General features: G+C 39.3%; 14 protein-coding genes. 6 read left to right on the top strand and 8 right to left on the bottom strand.

All coding sequences use genetic code 11. The features are described 5' to 3' along the window. Positions 1-49: 49 nt before the first annotated feature. Entirely contained in the window at positions 50-1,327 is a 1,278-nt protein-coding gene (gene tyrS, locus PLH26_RS10140) for a tyrosine--tRNA ligase (protein ID WP_324585899.1), read from the bottom strand. A 196-nt stretch (positions 1,328-1,523) separates the two neighbouring features. On the opposite strand from tyrS, the gene PLH26_RS10135 reads away from it, so the two are divergent. Continuing rightward, complete coding sequence (locus tag PLH26_RS10135) at positions 1,524-2,651, top strand: putative type IX sorting system protein PorV2 (RefSeq protein ID WP_324585898.1); 1,128 nt, start codon at positions 1,524-1,526, stop codon at positions 2,649-2,651. 3 nt (positions 2,652-2,654) lie between these two features. Next, entirely contained in the window at positions 2,655-7,697 is a 5,043-nt protein-coding gene (gene porU2 / locus PLH26_RS10130; protein WP_324585897.1) for a putative type IX secretion system sortase PorU2, read from the top strand. A gap of 12 nt (positions 7,698-7,709) precedes the next feature. Here the strand turns inward: porU2 and PLH26_RS10125 are convergent, their stop codons facing one another. From PLH26_RS10125 to PLH26_RS10105, 6 genes are read right to left on the bottom strand one after another with little or no spacing between them, the layout of a single operon-like run. Beyond that, on the bottom strand, positions 7,710-9,422 hold the full coding sequence (locus tag PLH26_RS10125; protein ID WP_324585896.1) for an LIC_10190 family membrane protein: 1,713 nt from the start codon (positions 9,420-9,422) through the stop codon (positions 7,710-7,712). A gap of 7 nt (positions 9,423-9,429) precedes the next feature. After that, entirely contained in the window at positions 9,430-10,167 is a 738-nt protein-coding gene (locus tag PLH26_RS10120; protein WP_324585895.1) for a class I SAM-dependent methyltransferase, read from the bottom strand. After that, a complete protein-coding gene (locus tag PLH26_RS10115) occupies positions 10,164-10,877 on the bottom strand; it encodes a glycosyltransferase family 2 protein (RefSeq protein ID WP_324585894.1) in 714 nt (237 codons plus the stop codon). Before PLH26_RS10115 ends, PLH26_RS10120 begins: the two co-directional genes overlap by 4 nt. A 25-nt stretch (positions 10,878-10,902) precedes the next feature. After that, the gene (locus tag PLH26_RS10110) at positions 10,903-12,594 is read right to left on the bottom strand and encodes a DUF8201 family protein (protein WP_502876377.1); all 1,692 of its coding nucleotides are present in this window, start codon (positions 12,592-12,594) and stop codon (positions 10,903-10,905) included. Positions 12,595-12,609: 15 nt separating this feature from the next. Continuing rightward, the gene (locus PLH26_RS21755; protein ID WP_502876376.1) at positions 12,610-13,710 is read right to left on the bottom strand and encodes an acyltransferase family protein; all 1,101 of its coding nucleotides are present in this window, start codon (positions 13,708-13,710) and stop codon (positions 12,610-12,612) included. Between the two features lie 52 nt (positions 13,711-13,762). Further along, a complete protein-coding gene (locus PLH26_RS10105) occupies positions 13,763-15,067 on the bottom strand; it encodes a hypothetical protein (RefSeq protein ID WP_324585892.1) in 1,305 nt (434 codons plus the stop codon). Between the two features lie 59 nt (positions 15,068-15,126). Here PLH26_RS10105 and PLH26_RS10100 point away from each other — a divergent pair, with 59 nt between their 5' ends. Beyond that, on the top strand, positions 15,127-16,746 hold the full coding sequence (locus PLH26_RS10100) for a hypothetical protein (protein ID WP_324585891.1): 1,620 nt from the start codon (positions 15,127-15,129) through the stop codon (positions 16,744-16,746). 263 nt (positions 16,747-17,009) lie between these two features. Further along, positions 17,010-17,249, top strand: coding sequence for a hypothetical protein (locus PLH26_RS10095; protein WP_324585890.1), 240 nt, complete (start codon positions 17,010-17,012; stop codon positions 17,247-17,249). 14 nt (positions 17,250-17,263) lie between these two features. Here the strand turns inward: PLH26_RS10095 and PLH26_RS10090 are convergent, their stop codons facing one another. After that, the gene (locus PLH26_RS10090; protein ID WP_324585889.1) at positions 17,264-17,857 is read right to left on the bottom strand and encodes a riboflavin synthase; all 594 of its coding nucleotides are present in this window, start codon (positions 17,855-17,857) and stop codon (positions 17,264-17,266) included. A 109-nt stretch (positions 17,858-17,966) separates the two neighbouring features. Between PLH26_RS10090 and rpsU the strand changes: the two genes are divergently transcribed. Next, complete coding sequence (rpsU, locus tag PLH26_RS10085; protein ID WP_324585888.1) at positions 17,967-18,167, top strand: 30S ribosomal protein S21; 201 nt, start codon at positions 17,967-17,969, stop codon at positions 18,165-18,167. A gap of 92 nt (positions 18,168-18,259) precedes the next feature. After that, the gene (locus PLH26_RS10080; RefSeq protein WP_324585887.1) at positions 18,260-19,138 is read left to right on the top strand and encodes a tyrosine-type recombinase/integrase; all 879 of its coding nucleotides are present in this window, start codon (positions 18,260-18,262) and stop codon (positions 19,136-19,138) included. Positions 19,139-19,376: the final 238 nt, after the last annotated feature.

Raw genomic sequence — 19,376 nt, 5'->3', positions numbered from 1 at the left:
GCAAAAGTAAATACTCGCAGCATCTAAACCAAATTTCATTCCCGGATATTCAATTGACATTAACCAGGTAATAATTTTTTTTGCCCTTTTGGATCAATACATATTTATCGTGTAAAAGATCGGCAGTGTTGATTTCCTTTGAAATATTATCAATTTTATTACGGTTGATGCTTACCCCTCCGTTCCGGATCATTTTTCGCGCTTCTCCTTTGCTGGAAAAGCTGCCCGTTTCAGCTAAAAAAGAAACGATATCAATTCCATTGCTGATCTTTTGTCTGGGGTAATCAAATTTTATTACGCCTTCCATATTTTCGAGATCTTCGGCGCTTAATGATTCTACCGGCGCCGTTTGACGGGAAAACAATTTTTCTGTTGTTTCGATGGCTTTAGTGTATTCCTCTTCCCCGTGAATAAAAATCGTTACTTCCTTAGCCAGCGTTTTTTGCAGCAACCGGGCGGCCGGATTTTGATGATGGTGTTCCCGCAGGGCATTGATCTCTGTTGGGGATAAAAAAGTGAAAATTTTAACCCATTTTTCCGCGTCTTCGTCTGAAGCATTAAGCCAGAACTGATAGAACTGGTAAGGAGATGTTCTTTCTGCGTTTAACCACACATTTCCTTTTTCGGTTTTGCCAAATTTTCCCCCATCAGCTTTGGTAATGAGCGGGCAGGTAAAAGCAAAAGCTTCTCCGCCTGCCTTGCGCCGTATAAGCTCGGACCCGGTGGTAATATTGCCCCATTGATCGCTGCCACCCATTTGAAGCCTGCAGTTTTTATGGGTATACAGCCAGTAATAATCGTATCCCTGCATCAACTGGTAGGCAAATTCTGTATAGCTGATGCCCGTATCGCCTTCAATGCGCTTTTTTACGCTGTCTTTGGCCATCATATAATTCACGGTAATGTATTTTCCCGTATCTCTCAAAAACTCAATAAAACCAATATTTTTAAACCAGTCGTAGTTATTTACCAACTCTGCATTATTGGGCAGGGCAGTATTGAAATCGAGATGCTTTTCCAATTGCTCCCTGATACCCGCTACATTAATGTCTAATTGTTCCGGGCTCAGCAGGTTTCTTTCTTCGCTTTTGCCGCTGGGATCGCCGATCATACCTGTTGCACCACCAATAAGGGCAATGGGCTTATGCCCTTTTTTTTGCAGGTGTACCAGCAATAAAATAGGTACCAGGCTCCCGATATGCAAGCTGTCGGCCGTAGGATCAAAACCAATATAAGCCGTTGTCATTTCTTTATCCAACTGTTCTGCTGTTCCGGGCATTATATCCTGGAGCATGCCCCGCCATTTCAATTCTTCTATAAGCGTCATTTTCAAATGGTTTTGGGCAAAAATAATGTTAGTTTATGAAGGCTGTTTAAAACGGCAATATTTTGAGCATAAATCCGTTATAAAAGCTTGTATTTTAATGTCTATCACTGCTAAGTGTTCCTGTGTATATTTGCAATGCAAAACGGTCCGGAAGGGTCGGCTGTAAGGTGAAATTACTTATCAGAAAATAAGTTGAATGAAAAAAGTGCTTCTGAGAACAGTTTTGATTGTCCTGTTAAGTAGTAGCAAGAATTCCTATGCCCAGTTCCGGAAGTATTCAAATGAGTTTCTGAACATAGGAGCAGGGGCAAGAGGACTTGGAATGGGTGGCGCACAAATAGCTTCGGTTAGCGATGGCAATGCAGGCTACTGGAATCCTGCAGGGCTTGTACATATAAAAGACAATCCGGTTGTAAATTTTATGCATGCGGAATATTTTTCCGGCATTGGCAAGTACGACTACGGAAGTGTGGCTATTCCGCTAAGCGATAAAAAAAGAACCATTGCTTTATCCCTGTTGCGTTTTGGGGTAGATGATATTCCCAATACCTTATACCTTGTTGAGCCCGATGGTTCCATCAACTATAACAATATCCGTTCTTTTTCTTCTGCCGACTATGCTTTTCTTTTTTCTTATGCCCAGAGTGTAAAGCAAACAGGCAACAAATTGTTCAGCTATGGTGTAAATGCCAAAGTCATTCACCGGAATGTAGGAACATTTGCAAAGGCCTGGGGATTTGGGTTGGATGCCGGCGTGCAAATGCATACCGGGCGATGGAAATTGGGCATTGCCGCCAGGGATGTAACCACAACGTTCAACGCCTGGAGCTTTAGCTTTACGGAAGAGGAAAAAGAAGTGCTTTACCTCACAGACAATGAAATACCGGTAAAGTCAACAGAACTTACGGCGCCCCGGCTGGTACTGGGCGGGGGATATGATTTTGCGGTAGGGAAAAATTTCAATCTTCTTGCCGAAGCCAGTTTAGACCTCACTTTTGACGGCAAAAGAAATGTAATTGTCAGTGCCGACCCCGTAAGTGTTGATCCCCGCTTAGGGATTGAGCTGGGATATAAAAATCTGATTTTTGTAAGAGGTGGTATTTATAATTTCCAGCGGGCCCTGGCCGACGGCGATACCCTTAACCAGAAAAAAGTATGGATATATCAGCCCAGCCTGGGCGCCGGTTTTAAATTAAAGCATATTGCCATTGATTATGCTTTTACGAATCTTGCCAATCAATCCAACCCCTTGTATACGCATGTCTTCTCCATACGGTTAGATCTGGTGAAAAAGGAAAAGAGTAAAAGCGTTAAAAACCAATAGCGTATGATGAAACGGTTTTTATTTATAATATTCGTGTTGAGCACTTTTGCTGCCAAAGCGCAATATAATAATGAATGGATTGACTATAACAAAACCTATTACAAGTTTCCCGTTGGTAAAGACGGGTTATACCGGATCACGCAATCTGTTTTACAGTCTGTTGGATTAGATAACACACCAGCCGAATATTTCCAGTTGTGGCGGAACGGTACACAGGTGCCTTTGTATGCTTCTGTTGCTTCGGGAACTTTGGGTGAGAATGGTTATCTGGAGTTCTGGGGAGAAATGAACGATGGCAAACCCGATACAAAATTATACAGGAATATCAATGATCAGTTGTCCGACAAATGGAGCCTTGAAACCGATACGGCTTCCTTCTTTTTAACGGTCAATGCTTCGGGTGGTAACCTGCGCATAGCTGATGAAGCCAATAATGTTGCAGGCAATACGCTGGCTCCCGAGCCTTATTTCATGTATACCTATGGCAAATATTTTAAGAACAGGATCAATCCGGGTTATGCAGGACTGGTAGGCGAGTATGTGTATTCTTCTGCATACGATAAGGGAGAAGGCTATTCCAGTGGAGACATCCGCCCCTCTACCCCCCTGAATGAAACCGTTAATAACCTTTTTGTGTATACTGCGGGACCGGCCGGCACTTTTTTTATTGCAGGTTCGGGAAATGCACTGTATAACCGCAATTTCAGGGTTAACATTAACAATACCCAGGTTGTTGATGCGGTTATGAATGTTTTTAATGATCTGCGCCAGCAGGTAACCCTGCCGGTAAGCCTGATCAGTTCGGGCAGTGCGGCAGTGAGGATCATCAATACTTCCGCTAACCCCAACGACCGGATGGTGGTGTCGAAGTACGAGATCACTTATCCCCGGCAATTCAACTTTGGCAACAGCGCTAATTTTGTATTTGAGTTGCCGGCCACGGGCACAGGAAATTTTCTCAGGATCACCAACTTCAACAGGGGAAACCTTGCGCCTGTTCTCTATGATCTTTCCAATCATAAGAGATATACCGGCGATATTGCCGAAGCGGGTGTTATAAAATTCGCCCTGCCGCCTTCGGTGCAAAAAAGAAAGCTGGTTTTAATGAGTGCAATGGCCGCCAATGTTAACATGATCAATGCATTGGCCCCCCGTAATTTTGTTGATTATGGTCAGCCAGACAATCATGGCAATTATCTCATCATCAGCAATCCGCTATTGTATAATGGTGCAAACGGTAATCCTGTGGAAATGTACCGTCAGTACCGCAGTTCATCCCCGGGAGGTGGCTATGTTGCAAAAATATACGATATAGGGCAGCTAACCGACCAGTTTGCATTTGGCATTAAACGACATCCGTTTGCAATAAAAAATTTTATAAAATATGCTGAGGATATTTTTGCAACGGCGCCCGGTGCTGTTTTTCTTATCGGCAAGGGCGTGAATTATATTGATGCAAGAACCCACCAGAGCGATCCGCTGCTGGAGCGGCTGAACCTGGTGCCATCGTTCGGGCATCCCGATTCAGACAATTTACTTGCAGCAAGGGATAATGAAACCATTTCCAGTATCCCGGTGGGAAGACTGTCTGCAGTTAGTCCTGCTGAGGTTGAAATATATCTTAACAAGGTAAAAGAGTATGAATCTATTGCTGTTAACGCTCCTCATACAATAGCGGGAAGGGGTTGGATGAAGAATGCGGTTCATGCTATTGGAGGAGGTAATGCGGCATTAACTGCAGAGATTGGCGGTTATATGAATCAACTGAAGTATGTACTGTCAGATACTTTATATGGAGGGAACGTTAAAACATTTAGTAAAACATCTGCTGTTGCTTCTCAGCTCACCAATGAAGGGCTGCGGACGTTGTTTAAAGAAGGTATCGGAATAGTTAATTATTTTGGTCATTCATCTTCCACAAACATTGACTTTAATATTGAGGATCCGGGTGCGTATGAAAACCAGGGTAAATATCCTATGTTTTTTGTAAATGGTTGTCTGGCAGGAGATATTTTTAGCTTTGACCAGAACAGGCTGAACGCAATCAATACACTTTCAGAAAAATTTGTATTGGCCAATGAACGGGGTGCGATAGGGTTTATAGCAAGTTCCCATTTTGGTATCGTAAGTTACCTTAATTCTTATTTGACCGGTTTATATGGCGCTATTTCCAAAAAAGAATACGGACATTCAATTGGTGAAACCCTGGAAGAATCTTTTCGCTATTTACAGGGTGTTTGGGGAACCGATTTTTTTGCCAGACTGCATGCCGAAGAAATTACATTGCATGGCGACCCTGTTGTAAAACTATACGCCCAGCCGCTGCCGGATTATGTTGTGGAAGACCAGTTTATCCAACTTCCACCGGTCATTTCAGTAGCCGACCGGGATTTTACTTTGTCTGTTAAGTTCTTTAATATTGGAAAAGCTATTCCCGATTCTCTGACGTTGGAGATAAAACGGCAATTACCTGACGGGTCTGTAACGCTGCTGACCAGTAAAAGGATTTCAGGACTTCTTTTCAGTGACAGCATACAGTTAACCATACCTGTTAATCCAGCTCTCGAAAAAGGAGAAAACAGGCTGATTGTAACAGCAGATACGAACAATGAAATTGATGAGATCTCCGAATCCAATAATTCTGTTTCTAAGGTATTTTACATTGTAGAAGATGAAGCCACTCCTGTATATCCTTATAAATTTTCAATTGTCAATAACAGTAATATCTCATTTTATGCTTCAACAGCCAACCCGCTGTCTGCAATGAAAAATTACATAATGGAGATAGACACCACGGCATCGTTTGATTCTCCGTTAAAAAAATCAGATTCGAAAAACAGCATAGGGGGAGTGCTGGAGTTTAAACCGGCAATGACTTTTTCCGACAGTACTGTATATTACTGGAGGGTTGCGGCAGTACCGTCTTCAGGTCAGGAGTATAGCTGGACCAGATCTTCATTCATATATCTGAACGGAAGTACAGAAGGATTCAACCAGTCTCATTATTATCAATATCTTGAAAATGAAGACGAGGGGATGGAACTGAAAGACGACCGGCAATGGAAATATGATATGATCTCCAATTCCTTAATTATCAGGAACGGGGTATATCCCACAGCGTCGGGTTTCCAGGCGTCTTATGTTAATTCTCTTAATGGCGAGGATGTGCTTGGAGCCGGATGTAATTTTGATGAATTGATTTTTCAGATCATTGATCCTATAACGTTTAAGCCGTGGACCAATGACTTTTCCGGCACAACAGGCTTGTATAACAGTCTTTTAGCAACCTGTGGCGGAGGAAGAACCCACAATTTCCTATACCTGCTGTCCAGCAGCAGTTCCCGCAAAAAGGCAATGGACTTTTTAGACACCATTCCAGACGGAAGCTATGTGATAGTACGTTCAAATGCGAGTTCTTCAGTAGCTGGGAATACCTATGCAGATCAATGGAAAGCAGATACAACTTTGTTTGGGAGTGGAAATTCTTTATACCATAAGCTCTTTAATCAGGGGTTTACCAGCCTCGATTCGTTTAATCGCCCGCGTGCATTCAGTTTTGTCTTTAAAAAGAACAGCCAGGATGAATTTGATCCCAGGATACAGTTCAGCCAGAATCAGTTTGATTTGATATCAATGGGTGTTGAATGCCCCTCTCCCGATTCGGTTGGGTATATTGTTTCTCCAAAGCTTGGTCCGGCCAAAGAATGGAAGGAGTTGCACTGGAACGGCGTAAAGCTGGAGGACCCCTCATCTGATAGAGTTGCTGTTGAGGTCGTAGCCATAAAGCCGGATCAATCTCAGCATACGGTTTATAGTATTAATGAAACGGATAAAGATTTCGATGTATCTGCTATTGATGCATCGCAGTACCCCTACCTGCAACTTAGGATGAAAAACGTGGACACATCAAAATCTACTCCCTACCAGTTAAAATACTGGAGATTAAATTATGTGCCGGTACCTGAAGGATCAGTTGCTCCTAATATCTATTTTGAATCAAAGGATACGATAGAAGCAGGTGAAAAATTAAAATTTGGAATAGCTTTTAAAAATATCAGCCCGGTAGCTTTTGACAGCTTAAAAGTTAAACTCAGCTTGCTTGATAAAAATAATCTTCAGCACATACTCGATACCGCAAGAAGAAAGATCGTGATCAGTGGGGATACCGTTAAAGTGGAATATGTGATTGATAATTCCAGGGACTATCCCGGTTTGAACACATTGGTAATGAACTTTAATCCTGATAATGATCAGGCCGAGCAATATTTGCTTAATAATTTTTTGTACAAAAGTGTTTATGTCCGTCCCGATAATCTTAACCCCTTACTTGATGTTACATTTGACGGGGTGCATATTCTTAATAATGATATTGTCTCCGCCAGGCCGCATATTCTCATGAAGTTAAAGGATGACAGCCGTTTTCTGGCTTTGGATGATACCTCGCTCTTAAAAGTACAGGTGAGATACCCCGATAGAACATTAAGGACTTTTTCATTTAATAATGATACGCTCCGGTTTACGCCTTCATCTCTTACACCGGGAGGTACAGACAATACGGCTACAATTGATTTCAATCCAAATTTCCTTGATGACGGGGATTATGAATTGATTGTTTCAGGCAGAGACAAGAGCGGTAACGCTATCGGACAAACGGAATATACGGTGAGCTTTAAGATCATTAATAAACCAATGATCTCAAATATGTTTAATTACCCCAATCCTTTTACAACTTCAACGGCTTTTGTATTTACCTTAACAGGCAGTGATATACCGCAGAATATACGCATCCAGGTGTTGACCATAACCGGAAAAATCGTAAGAGAAATTACGAAAGAAGAGTTGGGTCCCCTAAAGATCGGGAGAAATATTACCGAATTCAAATGGGACGGTACGGATCAGTACGGACAAAAATTGGCCAATGGAGTGTACCTGTACCGGGTGATCACCAATTTGAATGGACAATCTTTGGACAGGTATAAATCTGAAGGAGATAATACAGACCAATACTTCAATAAAGGGTATGGGAAAATGTACTTGATGCGGTAAGGGGAAGGGATGCTATTGTTTTTGATCAGGAACTGACTTAAATCCATCGGTAATTACCGAACCCCTTAAAATAAAATGTTGGGAAGGGTTTTCGGCGCAGCAGGGAATAGGAATATCACCGCATGCTGTGCCCACTTCAGAAATGTTGAATGTTATGCCGGAATAGGAAATTGGGTGATACGGCAATTTTTTTGTTCCAAGTGGCTGCACAATTTGTTGTACAGAAAAATAATTGGTGTACCGGTTACCTGCATAAGAGATGAGAATAATACATCCTGCGATCAGGCTTACCTCAGTTATTCTTTTACCACGATCATTTTTAAAAAGTGCTACTGCAATGTTTCTTGAAAAGAGCAGGTAAGCAATTCCCATAAATGGAATAATGAATCCAAATCCAAAACGTGGATCAGGAGCCTGTGTAAACCAGAAGAAGATTCCCAGGATGTTTGTTGCCAGCAATATTTTCGTTTCCTTCGGGGCGTGGATTATGTTTTTTAGTTGCATAAGAGAAGCAGCTATTGCGCCAAGGAAAAACAGGATGATGACTTTATCGGCGATTGACCGGTTTCTCCACCATACCGGTAACCATTGTGCCGGTTTCAACTGCAATGCCTTTTGTACCGCATCCTTTGAAAAGCCGGATTTGATTCTGGCATAAGTTGTTATGTAATTGTTTACGTGAACCACCTCTGTGTTTTTTAATTTCCAATCCCATCCCTCATTTGCAATATCTGCAAATGCAGACGGGAACAGGGGATAACCTGTAGTTACAATATTTCTGCCAAGAAACGAGCAAAATATTATTACAACGATGCTGCCGGCAAAACACAATGCACGGATCTTTTGGACCATTATTAGTTTCCATGCTGCATACAGCGCAACAATTATTACCGGGATTGCCGATAGTTTTAGACATATCACAAAACAGGTAAGTAATATAAGAAGCACAGATTTGGTTGGGTGTTGTATCAGAACAGTATCGTAAAGTAAATAAAATATAAGCCATAAGTAAAGCGCAACAATAAAATCAGGACTTACCGAAGTAACCGTAAGCCTGGTCTGAGTGTAACTCCACATGCTTAAAGCCAGTAAGGCCAGCCATAGCATGCTTTGGATAGCATTGCGTTTGTACAGATTGGTATTTATTTGCAAGAGAACGAAATGGAAATACCAGATAACGACTATCGTATTTAAAAAAAAATAGTGTCCCGCGCCGGTAAAGTGGAAACTGAATAAAGCGCAGACCGGGAACCAGAGGTTTTGAAGTCCCAAGTGAATATTTAAATGCGCCAATCCGGGGATAGCTTTATATTTTTCAATCCATTGGATAGCCTGGATATGATATTCCATACTGTCTGGATGGGTAATGGTCCATGTGCTCATTATCAAAACCATCGTAAAGCTGCTTACTAAAAGCACTATAATGAGCGGATGCAATGAACGGAATGGATTGAATGAAGGTTTGCTTTTTATGATTGCCCCAAAAAAAGGTACGCATGGTAGTATTAAGAATAGCTGTAGCTGCCATAATCCTAGTGGTAAAAACAATGAAGCTATGCCGGCGATGCACGCTATAGCCGCAAGTCCCGTGAAACAAATAATGCTAAAAGGGACTTTTTTATGGACAGAGCCGGAAGTGATCTTCTCTGCTGCCCGAAAAAAAAGATGACCCCAGCCGTAGCAAATACAGGTAATGTATGTCCAGGCAATTAAGGTGATGATCATATCCGGCTTATTGTTTTATGCTGCTTGTTATGACGGATAAACCAATTTTTTTTGCTGTTAGCTTATCTAATATCCTGGCAATTGGTACAATGCGGTTAAAGACCGACATCTCGCCATTACCAATCATTTTGTTGTTCATTATCTTTCCAAAAAACAGCCAGCCTGTTATCCCTGCACTATTAAAATAGCTCCCGCTGTGAATATGCAGCCCATTGCATTTGAGAATATGTTTCATTGAATGGAGGGTATACCTGCGATAATGCCCCAGTTCCCTGTCGAATCTGCAGTAAAGCCAATTATAGGCTGGCGCCAATAATACCAGGTGTCCGTTCGGCTTCATTAAAAACTTACAATTTTTTACAGCCGTAATATCATCTTCAATATGTTCTATAACATTTAGCAGGAAAACAGAATCAAACTTTTCATACAGGAATGAATACTTTTTTTGAAAATCGGGGTGCAACAGGTCTATTTGCATAATGTTTTGTACGTACTGAGAATCCGAAAATTTTTCTTTCAGCCACTGGTAATATCCGGGATTAAAATCGGAAAGTGTGATTTTAAATCCATCTGCGATTACATATCGTGAAATATTCCCTATCCCGCTGCCGATTTCCAGTATTTCTCCCTTTAAAAAGGGTTTGATTTCGGCATACATCCATTGGTTAAAATTTGAAGCATTGGAAATGGTCTCTAATGTTTTCGATCCCAGCGGATCTTTATCATATGAAAATTGTGTATTCATCTCCGCCACAATATATTATACTTTAATATACACCAAATGGCGGCAAAACCGTCCTGCCAGCTTATTTTTTTCCCTTCATTATATTTGCGGCCGTAATAAGCAATGCCTACCTCATATATACGAATATTTTTTATCCTGCAAATTTTCGCGGTGATCTCCGGTTCAATCCCAAATCTTTTTTCTTTTGTCTGAATGCTTTTTATTATTTCGGTCTTAAACATTTTATAGCCGGTTTCCATATCAGTGAGATTCACTCCAGTAAAAACATTAGAAAAAAAAGTGAGCAGTTTGTTGCCGATGGTATGCCAGAAGAAGAGCACCCGGTGAGGACCGCTGCCCATAAATCTTGAACCATATACCACATCTGCGTGTCCTGCAAATATGGGAGACAGCATTTTGTTATAGTCGGCAGGATCATATTCAAGGTCGGCATCCTGGATGACTACTATATCTCCAGTGGCTTCTTTTAATCCACTTTGCAGAGATGCACCTTTTCCTTTATTTACAGGATGAAGGATCAATTTAACCGATTGATCCTTTACTGTGTATGCTTTCACAATCTGAACCGTTGCATCTGTTGATGCATCATCAACCACAATGATCTCTTTTTCCATGGAATGCTCCAACGAAACCTGTCTTACTTTGTCAATAATTTGTTCAATAAATGATTGTTCATTAAAGCAGGGAATTATGATGCTTAATTTTTTCAAAATGCAATATTAAAATGCAATATAATCATTGCTTTGATTGGTTGATCCGGAAACCTTCCCGAATCGTTTTGCCCCTGGCTTCCAGTCCAGGGTATACAGAATACAGGCATGGAAGCGGCGTGCCGTAGCAACGCGGATTCCAATTTCCATTTATTTTTTCAGGCACTCTAACGATTATATCCCCTATTTGCTCCTCCTTTACAGGAGGGTGCGGCAAGGGAGCTGGGATTGCCCAGTTTTTGAACGAATTATCTTTCGCCTGCTTATATACGATATAAGATGCTGTACAAAGCATAAGTATAATCGTTACCACATGGGTCATTTTATTAATTATACGCGCATTCAATAACCGGGAAGTAAAATTGAACAGGAAAAAAATGCCGGTGATCAGTAGTCCATAAATAAATCTCGGATCCGGTGCTATGCAAAACCATGACGCGAAGAAAAGAATTAAAGAAATGGCTAATATGCGGGAAGGCGAAAGTCCTTTTTTACTGTTTCTCCAAATATATATGCTATATAATATAATGCCGGCAATTCCAGGTAAAAAAATCATATGGTTGTATGCCGACATGTATTTAAACCAAAAAGGTATCCAGCTTAGTCCATTTAGTGAAGCTGTTGTTTCAATATCCAAAATGCCGTTGCTCACACGATTGTAGTATTTAATGAATCGCAGCAAATGTTCCAATACCTCAGGAGGTGTTTTCCAGTCAACATTAAAATAGTTCATGAAAGATGAAGGATAAAACGGATATCCCGAAACAATAATATTTCTGGCGATAAATGGCACCATCAGCGAGAGCACTATGATTATAAAAGAACTTACCGGATACCATTTTTTATTTTTTAACAGATGAATTGTTGCAAAAATACCTAACAATAAAAATGGATAATTAGTGATGCGGACTGTAAAAAGGTAAACAGGCCAGATCAACCATTCGGGCAATAAACCGAAATCCCTTCTATGGTCTTTGCATAAATAAGTCTCTATACACAGTACCAGAACAACCAGCATTGTGATATAATCATAGTTTATGGTTGCTGCATTTCCTCTTATAACCGGCCATGAGGCAAAAGAGAAAAGGAGCGTAACCAGGGCAGCGAAGCGAAGTGAAATATTCTCTTTTTTATAATGATGAAATCCGAGTTGTAAAAAATAAACACAGAACCATAATGACAATGCGCCATTTAGGGCAGTGAAAGTATTCGCGTCCGTGAAAGGAAAATGAAAAACAGCAACGCTGCTAAACCAGGAAGAGTTAAACCCATACCTTTCATGCAGATTGGCAATGCCCGGCACTGATCCAAAGACTTCTACCCATTGCACCATTTGGATATGGTAACTTTCAGTATCATCCATTATCAAAGGCCCTGTGTTGAGCATAAGTATTATCAGCCACAAACATACCAGGCAAATCTTCGCTGCGGGAGGTAAACGGATAATACCGGAAAATATGTTCTTTAGTAAGCCTGCAAAGGCTTTTCGCATGCAAACTGCCGATAGGGCGAGCGGCAGGAATATCAATAGAGAAAAAGTGTTACCGATAGGAATGAAAAGTGCGCTTAACTGTGTAAATAGGGTTAAAATAATAAGTCCATTTATGGCGTGTATTATAAAGTGTTTGTCTGGTTTTGATTCTCTGTTTAATAGCCGATAATATAAATATCCTGCCCAAAGGCAGGAAATAGTAATAAAAACATGAAGAAAAAGCATCAGCAGCATGAAGGATCAGGAAAATTTTTTCTTTAACCTCAGAAAATATATTTCGAAACAATAATAACTAAAAATACTTAATATTATTCCTATGATGGTGGTTAAAACAGACGCAAATACTGATATCAATTGGTTCGGTAATCCGGTTAGCTTTGCCCAATCCCTTAAATGGGGTCCCATGACTACATAAACCGGGTAGTGAATGATATATAGTCCGAAGGATACTTTTCCAATGAGTTTTATTATTCTGTTCTCGAAAACAATACTAATAAAATAGCTGCTTTTATTTAATAACAGGTAGATTATTATCGAAAAAAGAAATGAAAAGCTCGTATATCCGATACAAGAAAAATAAATCAGATTCAGCATGTAATTGGGGTAGAGAATGTAAAATAGAAAATTCAGAGATAGAATGATTGAGCCTATTATTACAAAATGCCTTATTTTTATTTTAAGTTTGAGATATAAGATGAGTGCAAGTAAACTACCTGCGCAAATGCCATCAATTCTGGTAAAGGGAAAAATTGTCCCAAATGGAATAGCATCAAGGTGTAAAAGCAGCAACGAGGCCCTGAGTATATTTACCCCTAACAATAGAATTGTAACAAGCAGGCATAAAATTTTAGGATTTTTGATCCAGAATATTAACAACGGCCATATCAGGTAAAATTGTTCTTCTACTGCCAAAGACCAGAAATGCTGAATTATGGGAGATGTATTTTCATTTGGGAAGTTGAGCCCTAACAGCCAATTTTGAAGAAAGGTCCAAAACCACAATTGGTAGTGCTTATAATAAAGAATTCTATCGGAATATTCGCTCCATATGAGGGGCAACACGTAAAGAATTAAAATTAGACTTACATAAAAAAGCGGGAAAATTCTTAATATCCTTTTTATATAAAAATTTCTGAAATAATGCAGATTGTTGACCGTTGTCAGAAGAATGGTGGTTATCAAAAATCCAGAGATAACAAAAAAAAGATCTACTCCTAACCATCCTAAAGAAAAGACATTTGTGTATTCAAAATTATGAAATAAAATTACCGACAGGATTGCTATACCCCTGAGTCCATCTAACGCCGGATAGTAAAGTTTCTTTTTTACACCTTCTTTCATTAAACGATTTTTATCTGAACTTCCTAAGACTGTAAAGAAATGAAAAGTCATTTTAATTTAGCAAAAGACGGGTTGAAAAATGCGGAGCTTCAAAAAAAACAATCCATAAGAATGAAATACAACTGCTTAAAATAAGTGCAGCTTCCAGTTTTTTATCTACTTTTTGCTGATTGATCAAAAGGATAAAATAGTACAAAATAAAAGGTACAAGCGAAAAAGTAAGTCTGTCCGCATAATATCCCAGCAGCCAGAAGAAAAGGACGTGGGCTATACAAATAACGAATGGGATAAATGCAATTCTTTGGGTCAGAACTGAAAATGAGATATTGTTTTTGAGAAAATACAGAACAGTTATTAGCAGCAATAACAATGGAAGGAGAAGGCTTCCGAAGGTTTGCAGGAAATACCAGGTATTAACAGCGCCACTGTAAAAAAGATATTGCGGTGATACTTTTGTTGCATCCGCTATCCATATAAATTGTCTGTATACATCAAGTTCTGAACTTGTAAAATTAATTCCTTTAGATTTCAGGAATAATATCCACGACACGGTTGGTATGGAAAAAAGAAATATCATTACTGTGAGGCGTATTATAATCGCCCGGTAGTTCAACTGATTGTTTTTTAAGAAAATATACAGTCCGGATGCTAAAATAGTTATAAAGAGAAGCAAAAAATTTCCATAGATCAGAAGTGCGCATCCTGATAAAAATGAATACAAAAATAGTTTTGAAGAAGGTATGTGATTCTGTATAATTTTTATACCTGCATATAGGGAAAGCAAAGGGGTAAGAATATTAAAAAGTTGCTGATGCGGGGTCCAGAAAAAATACTTTGTTTCATGATTACCTGCTATCATTAACAGTATGAGGATATAAAGTAATTTTCCGTTTTTCCAATAGCCTGATGTAATGTGGATCAACCTGTCAAACAACAAAAGTGAGCATAGTAAAATTAAAAAATTCAGGAGTACATAGCCCAGATAAAAGCAAAAATATAGCACGCCTTTGTTTTCTTCAGATTTCGTTCCACGTAAGTCCAGGCTTTTTTTCATTTCCCTTTCGAAAACTGCATGTAGGGGATATGTAGCATAATAGATGGAATAACCAATAACTGACCCTATTAGGGCATATACCGGTCTGGACTGGCGAAGATAGCCATCTTGAAATAAATAGCCCGGATTAATAGCAACTCCTATAAAAGTGAAAGCATCGGGATTTACCCGGATTCCCATATACTTATTTATCTTTATGTAGTTGTAGTCAAATTCAAAAGGACCTCTATTTCCGGAATGAGAGTAGAGTAGTAAGATATTAGCAGTCAAAATGATAACTAAGAATAATCCAATTTTTTTCATATGGTGAGATATTTTGTTAAGGTAGCCAATATTGAAATAAAACTGCTAGAAGATCAAAAATGAGTAATAAGGCGATATGGGTTTATACTGCAACCGGAATTATTTTATTGCTGTTCATATCCATTTATTTATGCTTCTCGCCTCACGTTATAAGTATTGACAGCGTTTATGGTTTTTTAGCATATAAGGGCACTGTACAAACCGGAACTTTCAACGTATTGCAGGATGTTTCTCCAGGCAATGTTGGGGTTATGCAACAACATTTTGTAGCCTGGTGGTCTCCGGGGCAATGGATTTTTCCGGGAGTATTGAATTATTTGTTTGGGTGGAGGTTGGGAATTGCCAGCATCTTAATTACTTTTATTTTTTCCTTATCAGGACTTTTTGGATTTTATAAGCTGTATAAATATTTTAAATTTCCTTCAGCTATCATCGGTTTGTCTCTTTTGATTATAATCATATCTGATACCTTCTACAATTCTTTTATTATATACCAGGGAGGGGAAATTTTATCCTTTGGCGTATTTCCGTGGTTCTTGTATTGCCTTCTTAACCTTCAGAAATATACTTTCAATAATTTACTGGCGGTATTACTTTTATTTTTGCTATGCTTCGTTGCAAAAACTACGCTTATTATATACTGTTCTGCGGCTATCGCTCATAAAATTTTTCAAAACCCCTTGCAGCGTCTTTTGTTTAGCATTTCTAAAGCGAAAGAATCTCGCAGAAATAATAAATCTTTTAAATTATTTATACCATTGATTGCAGGAACGGGATGCATTTATATTTTTTATTTAGATAAAGGAATCAGGCCAACCGTGCTGGATAATTTTCATATTGAACTTTCAGATTTATTAATTCCTTTATCATCTCCTTTGTCAAGTATCTTATCTGTTCAAAGCGCCGTAATAAGATTTCAGAAGCTGGTTTTTGGAACGGAAGTAAATGCCTCATTTCGCGAATTGATTTTTACTTCCGCAGTGTTCTTAATAATGGTTTTTCTGGTTTTGAAGTGTATCTATAAACTTTATAACAGTAATGAATACGCTGTGTCTTATAAATACCTTCTGATTGCATTTTACGCCGGACTTTCTATTTTTTTTATTATTGCGTATGCTTTTGATACTAATATTGATAAGAGCACAAGACATTTTAAACTTCTTGGGTTTTTATTTATCCCGGCATTTTTAACAATGGTTCTAAATCGTCTCGGTAAGAGTGCTTCCTTACTGTTAACCTTCCTTTTTATAATTTATTTTCTGGTTGCTTTTACCTATTTAAAGAATAAATGGACCCGGGACCGTTATAAAAGTGTAAATTATTTCTATAGAAATTACGATAATTTGGAAAAACAGGATCGGATGGATGAAGATACTTATAGCAAATTGATCCAACTTGACAGAAAAGCTCCTTTATATATTGGCGGTAAACCTGTTTTGTTTTTTTTTGAGGGCAATGCAGATATTGCTATAGATATAAAACATTTGGCTGTTTTTGATACCGAAAAACAAAAAATCAGCACAATGCGATATTTGGGTAACGGAGCGAAGATTTTTCTTTTTTTATCAAAAGAAACTTTACATGAAAAGCCGGACTTCTGCAAATTGTCCTTTCCAGATTACACCGACTTTATAACTGTGTATCACAATAAACTTTTTGTTATTATGGAATCGGAATAAACATGCTCAATTGAGCGATTGTAATGAATACACTAAAAATAAACTAGTTTTCGTTTATACCTAATAAATAGTATTGGCTTCGATCTCCTTCTTCGGCAATCCCCATTTTTATTTTTGATCCTGCCAATCCTGTCGGAAATGTTGATCCTGTTGTTGCAGGGCAGGTAGATATTCTTCCAACGATACTCGATAAGCTTAACTATAACGGACATTATACCGGTTTTGGTAAAAGCCTGCTGGATACAAGCTTTAAGGAGCGTTATGTGGTAAACAGGTTGAATTACATTCACCAGGTTATTACGAGCCGGTTTGTGCTGGGCTATAATGAACCGCTCGAAAAAGTGCAGTACCTCTATCATTATGCCGCCGATCCTCTGTTGAAGCACGACCTTGCAAACGACCCAGCGTATAAAACAGAAAAAGAACGCCTGCGGAACATTGTTCTGGCCAATATCCAGCAATACAATAACAGTCTGTTGAAGCGGAGCTTGTATAGCGAGTAATTACAAAGGTCGTATTATGCTCTTCCCAGTTCCATCCCCCTCACCACGTATTTCCCTACCATGTCAAATTCGATATTTACGGTATCTCCTTTTTTTAGCTGCCGCATGTTGGTATGCTCAAAAGTATAGGGGATGATTGCCACAGAAAAGTTGTCGCGGGTAACATCGAAGGCCGTAAGGCTGATCCCATTTATACAAACAGAGCCTTTTTCAATGATGAGGGGTGCAAATTTTTCGGGGAAACGGAAGCTGCATTTCCAGCTACCGCTCAATGCTTCTTTTGCTGTACAGGCGGCAGTGGTATCCACATGACCCTGTACAATATGCCCGTCTAAACGACTGTTGAGTGTTAAGCATTGTTCCAGATTAATAAGATCCCCCGTTTCCCATTCGCTGATATTGGTCTTTTGCAGGGTTTCCTGCACAGCAGTTACCAGGTGGCTGTTGTCCCTGATGGCTTCAACGGTAAGGCAAACACCATTATGAGCTATGCTCTGGTCGGGCTTAAACCGGGCACTCAGGGGAGATGTGATCCAAAATTGCTTGTTGGTCCCCGCGTCCTGTGCCAGGGCAATGCTGCCCACCGATTCTATGATACCTGTAAACATAGCTGCAAATTAGCGTTCCCTCGGGAATTTTTGAATTTGGCTTGGATTTTTAGCTTTCTTGTAATATCTTTGCGCTCCTTAAAAACCGATAAAGGAGGTATAACTACATATGCTTATTATTGATTCCAAAGATTGCGAAAATATAGACAAGGCGCTTAAAAAGTACAAGAAGAAGTTTGAAAAAGCGAAGATATTATTGCAGTTGAGAGGCCGCCAGTCTTTCACCAAGCCTTCTATCAGGCGCAGGGGAGAGATACTGAAAGCAATTTACAAGCAGAACATCGCTATTGGCAAGATCGAGGTAAAATAGCCGGGGTTTTTATAAATAATTTGAACAGGTAGCCGTAGAGTGTATAACTTTATGGCTACCTTTTTATGTTAGAACATCCTCATATTTCACCGGTGCAATCTTTTATTGACTATCTCTGTTTTGAGAAGAGATATTCCCGGCATACGATCGTTGCTTACAGGAAAGATCTTGACCAGTTCTTCGGGTATCTCAATAACAACAATCCATGTGACAATTTAAGCGAAATTTCTTCCTTTTATATCCGTTCCTGGCTGGCCGAACTAATGAAACACAAACAAACGGCTAAAACCGTAAACCGGAAAATATCAACACTTAAGGCTTTTTTTAAATATCATTTGAAGACAGGATTACTTCAAACTACACCGATGACTACGATTGTAGCACCCCGGATTTCAAAAAAGCTGCCGGTTTTTGTGGAACAAAAGCATACGGAAACGCTTTTTAATCATGTAACCTTCCCGGAAGGGTGGAATGGATATACCGAAAGGATGATCCTCGAATTGCTGTATGCTACCGGTATGCGTTTGAGTGAACTGATCAATATCAGCGAAAGCCAGGTAGATGTGAGCCAGCAAAACCTTAAAGTATTGGGTAAAGGGAATAAAGAAAGGATCATTCCTTTAAACGCGCCCATAACGGATAGTATTGCCAGGTATATGCAGGAAAAACGGGCGCAGCACAAAACATTTGATACAAACTTCCTCTTAGTTAACGGGAAAGGAAAAAAATTATACCCCAAATATGTTTATCTGGTCGTAAAAAAATATCTTTCTCTTGTTACTACTGTTCAAAAGAAAAGCCCGCATATTTTACGGCATACTTTTGCCACCCATCTTACCAATGAGGGAGCTGACCTTAACGCGGTTAAAGAGCTCCTCGGTCATTCCACTCTTGCAGCCACCCAGGTGTATACCCATAATACCATAGAAAAGTTAAAGGAAGTGTATAAAAAAGCGCATCCCAAAGCCTGATGCAGTAAGGTATCGGGAGCAAAAAAAATGGCTTCATTTGCAACGAAGTTTTATTTGAAATCTTATATATAAAGGCTTAACTTGAGGTTGTTGCCGCTTTGCAGTTGCAGCAATAAGTTCTTTCTTATATTTAATTGTTCACAGAAATTAAAATGGATTATCATGAATGTAAACATTCGAACAGTGCATTTTGATGCCGCATCAAATTTGCTTGAACATGTTAACAAAAAGATCAAAA

The sequence above is a fragment of the Agriterribacter sp. genome (assembly GCF_035444585.1).
In the GTDB taxonomy this organism is placed as follows: Bacteria; Bacteroidota; Bacteroidia; order Chitinophagales; family Chitinophagaceae; genus Agriterribacter.
This window is presented reverse-complemented; position numbering and strand designations above follow the sequence as displayed.